The sequence below is a fragment of the Streptomyces sp. S465 genome, from assembly GCF_026898115.1.
Taxonomy (GTDB): Bacteria; Actinomycetota; Actinomycetes; order Streptomycetales; family Streptomycetaceae; genus Streptomyces; species Streptomyces luomodiensis.
The window spans coordinates 6,135,781-6,147,450 of sequence record NZ_CP114036.1; the positions used below are offsets into that span (position 1 = coordinate 6,135,781).

General features: G+C 72.5%; 10 protein-coding genes and 1 pseudogene. 6 read left to right on the forward strand and 5 right to left on the reverse strand.

What is annotated here, in order from left to right; all coding sequences use genetic code 11:
• Window positions 1-162: 162 nt before the first annotated feature.
• Window positions 163-879: a hypothetical protein gene (locus tag N6H00_RS26005; protein WP_268977111.1), complete on the forward strand. Its 717-nt coding sequence runs from the start codon at window positions 163-165 to the stop codon at window positions 877-879.
• Window positions 880-971: 92 nt separating this feature from the next.
• Here the strand turns inward: N6H00_RS26005 and N6H00_RS26010 are convergent, their stop codons facing one another.
• Window positions 972-1,502, reverse strand: coding sequence for a hypothetical protein (locus N6H00_RS26010; protein ID WP_268974250.1), 531 nt, complete (start codon window positions 1,500-1,502; stop codon window positions 972-974).
• An 85-nt stretch (window positions 1,503-1,587) separates the two neighbouring features.
• On the opposite strand from N6H00_RS26010, the gene N6H00_RS26015 reads away from it, so the two are divergent.
• Entirely contained in the window at window positions 1,588-2,568 is a 981-nt protein-coding gene (locus N6H00_RS26015; protein WP_268974251.1) for a DMT family transporter, read from the forward strand.
• Here the strand turns inward: N6H00_RS26015 and corA are convergent.
• Entirely contained in the window at window positions 2,565-3,665 is a 1,101-nt protein-coding gene (corA, locus tag N6H00_RS26020; protein WP_268974252.1) for a magnesium/cobalt transporter CorA, read from the reverse strand. The genes N6H00_RS26015 and corA overlap by 4 nt on opposite strands.
• A gap of 449 nt (window positions 3,666-4,114) precedes the next feature.
• On the opposite strand from corA, the gene N6H00_RS26025 reads away from it, so the two are divergent.
• The 3 genes from N6H00_RS26025 to N6H00_RS26035 all read left to right on the forward strand — a co-directional run bounded on the left by N6H00_RS26025 (window position 4,115) and on the right by N6H00_RS26035 (window position 6,576).
• Complete coding sequence (locus N6H00_RS26025; RefSeq protein WP_268974253.1) at window positions 4,115-4,720, forward strand: suppressor of fused domain protein; 606 nt, start codon at window positions 4,115-4,117, stop codon at window positions 4,718-4,720.
• A 192-nt stretch (window positions 4,721-4,912) separates the two neighbouring features.
• A complete protein-coding gene (locus N6H00_RS26030) occupies window positions 4,913-5,554 on the forward strand; it encodes a DUF6758 family protein (protein WP_268974254.1) in 642 nt (213 codons plus the stop codon).
• 167 nt (window positions 5,555-5,721) lie between these two features.
• A complete protein-coding gene (locus tag N6H00_RS26035; protein WP_268974255.1) occupies window positions 5,722-6,576 on the forward strand; it encodes a PHP domain-containing protein in 855 nt (284 codons plus the stop codon).
• A gap of 146 nt (window positions 6,577-6,722) precedes the next feature.
• On the opposite strand, the gene N6H00_RS26040 is transcribed toward N6H00_RS26035, so the two are convergent.
• Window positions 6,723-6,875 carry a hypothetical protein gene (locus N6H00_RS26040; protein ID WP_268974256.1) on the reverse strand — a complete coding sequence of 51 codons (153 nt, stop codon included), beginning with the start codon at window positions 6,873-6,875 and terminating at the stop codon, window positions 6,723-6,725.
• A gap of 213 nt (window positions 6,876-7,088) precedes the next feature.
• Here N6H00_RS26040 and N6H00_RS26045 point away from each other — a divergent pair, with 213 nt between their 5' ends.
• The gene (locus N6H00_RS26045; RefSeq protein WP_268974257.1) at window positions 7,089-8,018 is read left to right on the forward strand and encodes an NYN domain-containing protein; all 930 of its coding nucleotides are present in this window, start codon (window positions 7,089-7,091) and stop codon (window positions 8,016-8,018) included.
• A gap of 40 nt (window positions 8,019-8,058) precedes the next feature.
• Here the strand turns inward: N6H00_RS26045 and N6H00_RS26050 are convergent, their stop codons facing one another.
• Both N6H00_RS26050 and N6H00_RS26055 read right to left on the reverse strand, forming a co-directional pair.
• The gene (locus N6H00_RS26050) at window positions 8,059-8,925 is read right to left on the reverse strand and encodes an alpha/beta fold hydrolase (RefSeq protein WP_268974258.1); all 867 of its coding nucleotides are present in this window, start codon (window positions 8,923-8,925) and stop codon (window positions 8,059-8,061) included.
• 130 nt (window positions 8,926-9,055) lie between these two features.
• A pseudogene (locus N6H00_RS26055) lies at window positions 9,056-11,576 on the reverse strand (DEAD/DEAH box helicase).
• Between the last annotated feature and the right edge of the window lie 94 nt (window positions 11,577-11,670).

Here is an 11,670-nt window from a genome sequence, read left to right on the forward strand (position 1 = left end):
CTTCGGGTTCAGGCTAACGTGCCCGCACCTGACCTGCCGCTGGACGGAGGCGCCGCGGCATCCTGCGGACACCGCTGGACGGCACCGGTACGCTGCCCTACTGCACCGGCATCAGGAGGCAGAGCGGACGTGCGCACCCGGAACAGGGCTGTCGTTGCGGCGATGTGCGCGGGGTTGGCCGCGACGCTCGCCGCGTGTGGCGGCGGGGAGAAAGACCCCGACGCGGGAACGAACGGCGTGGGAAAGCTTCCCGCCGCGAAGATCGAGAGCAAAGCCCGTAAGGCGGCCGAGGACGCGGATTCGGTGCGGCTCTCCGGCAGTCTCGTCACCAAGGGAGTCACCTACAAGCTCAATATGCGGCTGAAGTCCGACGGCGGCACGGGCCAGGTCTCCACCAAGGGCTCCACCTTCGAGCTGCTCCGCGTCGACAAGGAGCTCTACCTCAAGGCCGACGCGGACTTCTGGTCGCACGACGGCGAGGACGCGGGGGACAGCGGCTCGGACACGGACGACGCGGCCGACAAGCTCGACAACAAGTATGTGAAGGTCCCCTCCGACGACCCCTCCTACCAGCGGCTCAGCGGCTTCACCGATATGAGCCTGCTGCTGGACGGGCTGCTCGGACTCCAGGGTGAGATCGCCACGGGCGACCACGGCCAGGTGGGCGGCGTGCGGACGATCCGCATCAGCGCCGGCGAGGACGGGGCGGGCGGATCGCTCGACGTCTCCCTGGAGGGCCGGCCCTACCCGCTCCAGCTGCGGCGGGCGGGCGGCGCGGGCGTGATCCGGCTGGCGGACTGGAACAAGGACTTCCAGCTCACCGCCCCGGCGAAGGGCCATGTCCTCGACTACGGGCAGCAGCTCCCGGGGACGCCGTAGCCGCGCGCGAGCGCGTTCGTGGCATCCGTAAGGACGCCACCGTCCGTGGGACCGGAGTCCGTGAGACCGGCGGCGTCCGTAAGGGAGCGGTTCTAGCCCTTGCGGACGCGCTTCTTGCGGCGGGCGAGAAGCTTCGGGAGGGCCGCCGGGATCGGGCGGCGGGTGATCGCCGGGGACGGCAGCGGGGCCGCCGCCAGGGAGTCCGTGGGGTGCTCGGCCAGCGCCCCGGGCGCGGGCTCCAGCCGCAGCACCCGGCATTCGCGCGCCCAGCGCTCCGCGATGTGGTCGGCGTCCACCGCGTTCAGCCGCTTGCCCTTGAGCTCGTCGACCACGGCTGTCCACGCCTCGTCGCCCGGCGCCAGCTCGACCACCCGCGCGGGCCAGCTGACCAGGCGCCCGCCCTTGTCCTTGCTGCGCACCGTCACGGTGGCGGTTCCGCCGTCGGCCAGACCCAGGTCGCGCAGGGGCTGCTCGTCGGGGCCGTCCCCGACGAGACAGGCCGCGCCCTCGTGCCAGATGTGCCACAGGGCGCGCGGGGCACCCTCGGTGCCCTGGACCCAGATGAGGGCGGACTTCTTGGCCGCCTCCTCGACAAGGGCACGGTCCATCGGCGTCTGCGTCATGCCGACAGCCTAGGCCAGCCACGCGCCCGTTCCAGCCAGTGAAATGTCAGTTCCGTCATACGACCATGGGTCTTACTCTGGCGCCGTGTCCACCGCTCGTACCGCCCGTACCGCAGCCCACCCCGCCACCCCCACCGCGCCCGGTGACGGCGGCCGTGTCCCCGGCGCCGTTCCTCTGGACATCGCGCTCCTTACGGTCGCCATCGCGGGGGTCTCGCTCTCCGCGCCGCTGGCCGCCGCGACGGCGGCGCCCGCGCTGGCCATCGCCTTCTGGCGCAACGCCATGGCCGTGGGCGCGCTCACCCCGTTCGCGCTGTGGCGCCACCGGGGCGAGCTGCGCGGGATGGGCCGCCGGGCGGTGCTGCTGTCGGCCGGGGCGGGGGCACTGCTCGCGGTGCACTTCGGGACCTGGCTGCCGAGCCTGCACATGACCTCCGTCGCCTCCTCGACCGCCCTGGTGACCACGACCCCCATCTGGACGGCGCTGCTGCTGCGGCTGCGCGGTCACCGCCCGCCCGCGCTCGCCTGGCTGGGCATGGGGCTCGCGATCCTCGGTGTGGTGATTCTCACCGGGGTCGACCTGTCCGCCTCCCCGCGCGCCCTGCTGGGCGACGCGCTCGCGCTGCTGGGCGGGATGGCGGCGGCCGGTTACGTGCTGCTCGGGGCGGAGGTGCGCCGTTCGGTGAGCACCACCGCGTACGCCTACGTCTGCTACGCCACCACCAGCGTGCTCCTGCTGGTCACCTGCCTGGTGGCGGGCGCGGAGCTCGGCGGCTACAGCGGCAGCACCTGGCTGCGACTGGTCGCCCTGATGGTCACCGCACAGCTGCTGGGGCACACCCTGATCAACCGGGTGGTCAAGGGCCTGGGCCCCTCCGTCACCTCGACCGCGATCCTCCTGGAGACCCCCGGGGCGGCCCTGATCGCTGCCCTGTGGCTGGGCCAGCTGCCGTCCGTGGCCGCCTACCCGGCGCTCGCGGTGATCCTCGGCGGACTCGCGCTGGTCATCATGGCGGACGGGAAGAGCCGTACGGACGGCCCCCGAGCCGGTTCCGGAGTCTCCTAGAGCCAGCCGTTGCGCTTGAAGCCGCGGTGGATCGCGAAGCAGATGCCCACCGTGACGATGAGCACGGTCGGGTAGCCGAACTTCCAGCGCAGCTCCGGCATGTAGTCGAAGTTCATGCCGTAGATCCCCGCGATCATCGTCGGCACGGCGAAGATCGCCGCCCAGGACGTGATCTTCCGCATGTCCTCGTTCTGCGCGACCGTCGCCTGCGCCAGATTGGCCTGGAGGATCGAGTTCAGCAGATCGTCGAAGGCCAGCACCTGCTCGCTGACCCGCGCCAGGTGGTCCGCGACATCCCGGAAGTACGTCTGGATGTCCGGGTCCACCAGCCGCATCGGACGCTCGCTCAGCAGCTGCATCGGCCGCAGCAGCGGCGAGACGGCCCGCTTGAACTCCAGGACCTCGCGCTTGAGCTGGTAGATCCGGCCCGCGTCGCCGCCCCGCCGGGAGGTCGCCGCGGAGAAGACGTCGATCTCGACCTCGTCGATGTCGTCCTGGACCGCGTCGGCGACCGCGAGATAGCCGTCGACGACCTGGTCGGCGATGGCGTGCAGCACCGCCGAGGGGCCCTTGGCCAGCAGCTCGGGGTCCTGCTGGAGCCGGTGGCGCAGGGCGCGCAACGAGCCCTGGCCGCCGTGCCGCACGGTCACGATGAAGTTCCGGCCGGTGAAGCACATCACCTCACCGGTCTCCACCACCTCGCTGGTCGAGGTGAGTTCGGCGTGCTCGACGTAGTGGATCGTCTTGAAGACGGTGAAGAGGGTGTCGTCGTACCGCTCCAGCTTGGGCCGCTGGTGCGCCTGCACCGCGTCCTCGACCGCCAGCGGGTGCAGCCCGAACTCCTGGGCGATGCCCGCGAACTCGCGCTCGGTGGGCTCGTGCAGCCCGATCCAGGCGAACCCGCCCTCCTCGCGGACCCGCTCCATGGCCTTCGCCGGGCTCACGTGGTCGCTGACCCGCTTGCCGTCGCGGTAGACCCCGCAGTCGACCACGGCGCTGGTGACCGACGGGTCACGCGTCGCGTCGTAGTCGCTGGAGGCGCGGGCACGGCGCAGGGCGGGGCGGACGGCTGCGCGCAGGTCACGGATCATCGACATGACGGGCTCCTTCACGGGCCGGCCGTCAGCGGCGGGCGCGCGGCGCAGCGCTGCGCCCGGAAGGTGGACGTACGGCATCCCCGTGCCCGTACGTCCGCAAAGCGGGCGGCGCTCCGTGCGATGGCGCTGACGGAAGTTCGCGGAACTGAACAAAGCGGTTCGAAGGCGCTCTACCGTCAGATGCCCTGGATGCGAGATGGCTTCGCGTGTTTCACCGCCGGGCGGCGGGGTACGGAAGGTTTCAGATCATGCGGTCGCATACCAAGGGGAAACGACGGGAGAACTGTCGGTACTGCACGGTCGACTAGGATCCACCGCAGCCCCACCTCCTCCGGCCGGTCCCCCATGAGGGACGACGTGTAACTCCCTGGGCAGGGATTAAGGCTATCAGTCGGCAGAACCGTTACGTCGCCGCTTTGCCTGTTCGATACGCGATCTATGCTCACCGCATGTCAGACGTTCTTCAGCTGGTCGAGACCCGGTTGATCACCGCGCTGGGCGAGCCGGACGCCCGCGCGGGCATCACGTTCCTCGGCGCCGACCGCATTGACGTGCTGCGATTCCGGGACGAGAACGCCGTGATCCGCTATGCCACCCTCGGCATGTCGGACCATCCGATGACCAGCCCGACCGCCACCGTCGCCGACCCCCTGCGCGGGCCGCGCGCCGAGCTGGTGCTGACCGTACGGGCCGGCGGCCGCGGCCCCGACCTCTCCGTCCTCGACGAGGTGCTCCGCCCGCTCGCCGTGCTGGCCGCCTCACCCCAGGTCGAGGGGGTCGTGGTGACCCCCGGCGCGTCGCTGGACCTCGGCGGGCCGCTGTGGCCCGGGGCGGCCTTCACCTCCGTCCTCGTCGCCGAACCGGGCGGTCTGGTCGAGGACTTGGAGCTGCTCGAACCGATGGAGCCGGTGCGCTTCCTGCCACTGCTGCCGATGACCGCGAACGAGGCGGCGTGGAAGCGGGTGCACGGCGCCGGCGCCCTCCAGGACCGCTGGCTGCGGCACGGCACGGATCTGCGCGATCCGGTGCGCACCGGGGTGCCGTTGGGGGACTGAGGCGCCGCTGCCCTCGCGTACGGAGTCCGCGCGCCGTCTCGTACGGAAACCCGCGCGCGCCGTCTCGTACGGAAAGCCCGCGGGCGAGGGGCGGCGGGCGAAGGGCGGCGCGCGGAAACTCCTGCGGGAAGTGACCTCCGGACGGGTGATCGTCCTTGACGCGAGGACGACCGGGGAGGACCGTGGGGCCCTATGAGGGGCGAACCCAGTTGCCCGAAGTGCGGTGGCCGGGTGCGAGCGCCCGGTCTCTTCACCGACTCCTGGCAGTGCGGAGTGCACGGCACGGTGCACCCCCTCCAGCCGGTCGTTCCGCCGAGCGTCGAAGCACTCGTGGTGGTCACCAACCGCGCCCGGGTGCCCGTATGGATGCCCTGGCCGCTGCCCGTGGGCTGGCTGTTCACCGGTGTGGCGTGCGCCGGGGACGACCGCAGCGGCGGCCGCGCCACCGCCGTGGCCTGCTCCGGCCCCGGACCGCTGGGCGGCCCGGGGGAGCTGCTGCTGATCGCCGAGGAGCTGGGCGTCGGGCTCGGCGCGCGCTTCGCGGGGATCCCGGGGCCCGATCCGGGGCCGGGGATGCGGGTGGACAAGCCGCCGCACGTCAAGGTGCTGGCCGCCGGGCGGCCCACCCCGCTGTGGCATGTCGAGGGCACCCCGGACGACCGCGCGGTCTTCGCGGGCGAGGCGTGCGGGCTGTGGCTGTGGGCGGTCGTCTGGCCCGAGCAGACCGGGTTGCTGATGTACGACGAGATGGTGCTCACCGATCTGCGGGACGCCGGGGCCGAGGTCGACCTGGTGCCCTGCGGCGCGCTCTCCCCACGGCTGCTGTCGCCCTGACACCCCGGCCCCCGTTCGCCCGGTGGCCGCTCCGGCGTTCGTCCTGCGTGCTCGCCCCACAGGTGCTCACGCGGTGACGGCCGGGGGCACTGGACCGCCGTGTCCGGCCGGTGGTTATGCTGAGGCGTCCCGCCGGTCCACCCCGAACGCAGCTTGGAGTCCGAGCCGTGCGCATCGATCTGCACACCCACTCCACTGCGTCGGACGGTACGGACACCCCCGCCGAGCTGGTGCGCAACGCAGCCGCCGCAGGGCTGGACGTCGTCGCGCTCACCGACCACGACACCGTCGGCGGCTATGCGGAGGCCACCCGGGCGCTGCCCGCCGGGCTGACGCTGATCACCGGCGCCGAGCTGTCCTGCCGCCTCAACGGTGTGAGCCTGCACATGCTGGCGTACCTCTTCGACCCGGCCGAGCCCGAGCTGGCGAGCGAGCGTGAGCTGGTGCGCGACGACCGGGTGCCCCGGGCGCGGGCCATGGTCGGGAAGCTGCGCGAGCTGGGCGTGCCGATCACCTGGGAGCGGGTGGCGGAGATCGCCGGGGACGGGGCCGTAGGACGGCCGCACATAGCCACCGCACTGGTCGAGCTGGGCGTCGTGGCGAGCGTCTCGGACGCCTTCACCCAGGACTGGCTGGCCGACGGCGGCCGGGCACACGTGGAGAAGCACGAGCTGGACCCCTTCGAGGCGATCCGGCTGATCAAGGGCGCGGGCGGGGTCGCGGTCTTCGCGCACCCGCTGGCCGTCAAGCGGGGCCAGTGCGTACCGGAGAGCGCGATCGGCGAGCTGGCGGCGGCGGGCCTGGACGGTATCGAGGTCGACCACATGGACCACAGCGAGGACACCCGGGCCCGGCTGCGCGGTCTCGCCGCCGAGCTCGGACTGCTCACCACCGGCTCCAGCGACTATCACGGCAGCCGTAAGACCTGTCGGCTCGGCGAGCACACGACCGACCCCGAGGTCTACGGCGAGATCGTGCGCCGGGCGACCGGGGCCGCCCCGGTGCCGGGCGCGGCCGGCTGAGCGCACCCCCGCGCACGCGGCGGGGGATCGTCAACGGGGCCACCGCCACCCGAATGGTCCACACCCTCTGACATCGCACGAGCGCCCCCGTACCGTCACGTACGGGGGCGCTCGATGCTCTGTCGCGGCTGGAGGGCCTTACGGCACTACCGGGCAGCGGTGTCGGCTGGACGGATGTAGATGCGCTGGCCGATCGCGGCGGCCTGCTGCACGATCCGGTTGACGGAGGCGGCGTCTACGACGGTGCTGTCAACGGCGCTGCCATCGACATCGTCAAGGCGCATGATCTCGAAGCGCAAAGCTTCTCCCTTCGTCTGATCCTCCTGAAGGAGAACTGATGTGTACGGAGCCGCGCAGCGTCGCTGCCGCGCCCTCCTGTACGTGTTCAACCAGAGGGTGCCCCGAAAACATTCCCTACGCTAATAAAAATTTTTCGCTGCCTAAGTATCCGCTGGTGGCGGAGCAGGGTGCGGTTGTGCCTCTCACACGGCCGCCCGGAGAATGAACCGCGTATGAGTGAAGCCATGCCTCCGGGCCAACCAGACCTCGCCTCGATCGCCGCGGGCATCGAGCGCACGAACGAGCTGCTCCAGCGCGTGCTCGCCGAGGTCGCGACCACGCCCTCGACGCACGCGATCTTCGTGGACGCGGGGTACGTCTACGCGGCCGCCGGCCGGCTCGTCGCGGGCACGGAGGACCGCCGCGCCTTCGAGCTGGACGCCGAGGGGCTCATCGAGGCGTTCATCGACAAGGCGCGCACGATCTTCCCGGACAGCAGGCTGCTGCGCGTCTACTGGTTCGACGGCGCCCGGCGCCGGATCCACACCCCGGAGCAGCAGAGCATCGCGGAGCTGCCCGACGTCAAGGTCCGGCTGGGCAACCTCAACGCCAACAACCAGCAGAAGGGCGTCGACTCCCTCATCCGCTCCGATCTGGAATCCCTCGCCCGCCACCGCGCCATCGGCGACGCCGTGCTGATCGGCGGCGACGAGGACCTGGTCTCCGCCGTCGAGGCGGCCCAGGGCTACGGGGCGCGCGTCCACCTATGGGGCATCGAGGCCCTGGAGGGGCGCAACCAGGCCGAGCCGTTGCTGTGGGAGGTCGACAGCCAGCGCACCTTCGACCTCGACTTCTGCAAGCCGTACGTCACCCGGCGGGCCGCCGGCTACGAGCCGAACGGCGACGCGCCGCTGTGCGGGCCCGCCCCGACCCGGGACGAGGTGCGCTTCGTCGGGGCGCAGATCGCCGCCCAGTGGCTGTCCTCACGCGGCCGTGACACGCTCGCGGAGCTGCTGCCGGGCCACCCGTATCTGCCCGGTTCCGTGGACCAGGAGCTGCTGATCGACGCGGAGGGGCTGCTGCGGCTCTCCCTGCGCGCCCACGCCGATCTGCGGCGCGCCCTGCGGGACGGCTTCTGGGAGCATCTACAGGCGCAGTACTGAGCCGATCCGGCCCTGGCCGATCCGATCCGCCGCCTCCGGCTCAGCCCAGGTCGCGCCAGAAGCCGATCAGGGCCTCGGCGGTGAGGTGGGCCCGCTCGGTGTTGGGGGAGTGCCCGGCACCCTCGATCACGGTCCGGCGGGCGGCCAGCCGTCCGGCCATCTCGTCCATCAGCGGCACCGGCCAGGCGTAGTCCGCCTCGCCCGACAGCACATGGATGCGCAGCCGCACCGCCGCCAGCTCATCGACCCGGTCCGGCTCATCGGTCAGCTGCCGTCCCGTGACGATCAGCTGCTCCGGTACGGTGCCGAGCCAGCGCTGACGCAGGAACTCCGCCACCCCCGGCGGGGTCGCCGCGTCGGCCGCCTCGGGCGGATCCAGCTCGCGCATCGCCTGCCATACGGACTCCATGTCCATCACGGTCAGCGCGTCGATCAGCAGCTTGATCCGGGCGCGCTGCGGGGCGGAGATGGCCGCCGGGCCGGAACTCATGATCGTCAGTGAGGCGAACGCCCCGGGATCGCGCAGTACGGCGGCCCGCGCGATCAGACCGCCGAGCGAATGCCCGAGCAGATGGACGGGGTCCCCGACCTCCGCGCTCACGGCGGTGGCCTGCGCGAGAACGTCCTGTGCCAGCTCGTCCAGGGCGTACGCGGCCTCCTTACGGGGGCCGGGAGTCTCGTACTGCCCCCGCCCGTCGACGGCGACGACCCGGAACCCGGCCGTGGCGAGCGGCTCCAGCAGCGCGATGAAGTCCTCCTTGCTCCCCGTGAACCCCGGGACCAGGAGGACGGTCCCGCGCGCGGCCGAAGCGGGCCGCGCGTCATGGACGGCGAACTCCCCGCGCGAGGTCCGGAGCCGGTACGCGCGGGCGCATGCGGGCAGTGTGAGAAACGGCGGCCTGCTCATGGGCACGAGGCTATACAGGGCGCGGGAAACGGCACGTGAACGGCCAGGGGCCCGCGCCGCGGTGTCGCGGAACGGGCCCCTGGCCGTGATCTGCCGCCGCCGGCCGCATGTGCCGCGCAGCGCTCTTGGCTCAGCCCTCGGCCGTGACCTCGACGGCCTCGGCCGCCTTGGTGCGCGTGCGGCGCCGGGGCTTGGTGGCCTCGGTGGTGCCTTCGGCGGTCTCGGCCGCCGGTTCTGCCGCGGTTGCCTTGGTGCGGGTGCGCCGCCGGGGCTTGGTGGCCTCGGTGGTGCCTTCGGCGGTTTCGACGGCTGCCTCGGCCGTCTTGGCCGCCGGTTCCGCCGTGGTTGCCTTGGTGCGGGTGCGCCGGGGCTTGGCGGGGGCTTCGGTGGCTTCCGTCTCGGGCTGCGCGTCGGTGGTGGTGGCCTTGGTGGTGGCGCGGGTGCGGCGCTTGGGCTTGGCCGTCTCGGTGGTGCCTTCGGCGGTTTCGACGGCTGCCTCGGCCGCCTCGGCTGTCTTGGTGCGCGTACGGCGCCGGGGCTTGGTGGCCTCCGTGGCGTCGGCTGCCTCGGCCGTCTCGACGGCCTCAGCGGCCTTGGCGCGGGTGCGGCGGCGCGGCTTGGCGGTGGCCTCTGCGGCCTCCGGCTGCGTCTCGACGGTCTCGACGGCCTCGACGGGGCTTGCAGCCTCCGCCGTGCCCTCGGCCGCTTCCACGGCCGTCTGGGCCGCCTCAGTGGCCTTGGCGCGGGTGCGGCGGCGCGGCTTCGCCGGGGCCTCCACGGCTTCCGGGGTCGCCACGGCCTCCATGGCCTCCGGGGTCGCCACCGCCGGGGCCGCTGTCTCCGCCGCCTCGATGTCGACGGCGGCGGACGCGGATTCCTCCGTCGTGGTGCCTTCGGCGGTCTCGACGGCCGCTGTCGCCGACTCGGCGGCCCTGGCGGCACCCCGGGTGCGGCGACGGCGCGGCTTGGCGGCGACCTCGTCGGACTCCGCCTCCGTCTGGGGCGCCGCCGTGCGGGTCGCCTCCGCTTGGGTCGCCTCCGCCGTGTCGACGGCGGTCGTGTCGACGGCGGTCGTGGCCGCCTCGGAGCGGGACGTCGTCACACCGCCGCGCGTACGGCGGCGCCGACGGAGCCGGCGGGGCTCGGTGGCGTCTTCGGCGGTGTCGGTGGCGGACTCGGCCGCCGTCGCCCCCTCCGGGGCGCCCGTGCCGTCCACGGCCACACCGCCGCGGGTGCGGCGCCGTACCCGGCGGCTGCGCGCGGGGCGCTGCTCCGTGGCCGGAGCGGCGGCCCGGCGGCCGCGGCCGGCCCGGCCCCCGGTCTCGCCCAGGTCCTCGATCTCCTCGGCGGCGAGTCCGGCCCGGGTGCGCTCGGCGCGCGGGAGCACACCGGTGGTGCCCTCCGGGATGCTCAGCAGCTCGTAGAGGTGGTCGGAGGTGGAGTACGTCTCCTCCGGCTCGTGGAACGGCAGGTCCAGCGCCTTGTTGATCAGCTGCCAGCGCGGGATGTCGTCCCAGTCGACGAGCGTGATGGCGATACCCGAGGCGCCCGCGCGGCCCGTACGGCCGATGCGGTGCAGATAGGTCTTCTCGTCCTCGGGGGACTGGTAATTGATCACATGCGTGACGCCCTCGACGTCGATGCCGCGCGCGGCGACGTCGGTGCACACCAGCACGTCGACCTTGCCGTTGCGGAAGGCGCGCAGCGCCTGCTCGCGTGCCCCCTGGCCGAGGTCGCCGTGGACCGCGCCGGAGGCGAAGCCACGGCGCGCGAGCTGATCGGCGATGTCGGCGGCGGTCCGCTTCGTACGGCAGAAGATCATCGCGAGGCCGCGGCCCTCGGCTTGCAGCACGCGCGCCACGACCTCCGGCTTGTCCAGGGAGTGGGCACGGAAGACATGCTGCGTGATGTTGGCCACGGTCGCGCCCTCGTCGTCCGGCGCGGTGGCCCGGATGTGCGTGGGCTGCGACATGTAGCGCCGGGCCAGGCCGATGACGGCGCCCGGCATGGTGGCCGAGAACAGCATGGTCTGGCGCTTGGCCGGAAGCATGTTGATGATCTTCTCGACGTCGGGCAGGAAGCCCAGGTCGAGCATTTCATCGGCCTCGTCCAGGACGAGCGCCTTGACGGCGGAGAGCCGCAGCTTCTTCTGACCGGCCAGGTCCAGCAGCCGGCCCGGGGTGCCGACGACCACGTCGACGCCCTTCTTCAGGGCCTCGACCTGCGGTTCGTAGGCGCGGCCGCCGTAGATCGACACGACGCGGACGGCGCGGACCTTCCCGGCGGTCAGCAGATCGTTGGTCACCTGCTGGCACAGCTCGCGGGTGGGGACGACCACGAGCGCCTGCGGGGCGTCGGCCAGCTGCTCGGGCTTGGCCCGGCCGGCCTCGACGTCCGCGGGGACGACGACGCGCTCCAGCAGGGGGAGGCCGAAGCCCAGCGTCTTACCGGTGCCGGTCTTGGCCTGGCCGATGACGTCGGTGCCGGAGAGGGCGACCGGAAGCGTCATTTCCTGGATGGGGAACGGGGACGTGATGCCGACGGCTTCCAGGGCCTCGGCCGTCTCGGGGAGGATCCCGAGTTCTCGGAAAGTGGTCAGGATGCTTGCCTCTTCTGTGAGACGCGGCGAGAGGCGGCGAAGGGGGTCGCACGGCGCCCGGTGCACCGGCCTTGGGGGCGGCCGGTTCGGCGCGGGACCACGGCCTTCGCTCGAGCGCTCACGCCGCGAGCGGGTCCCTCCTGCCG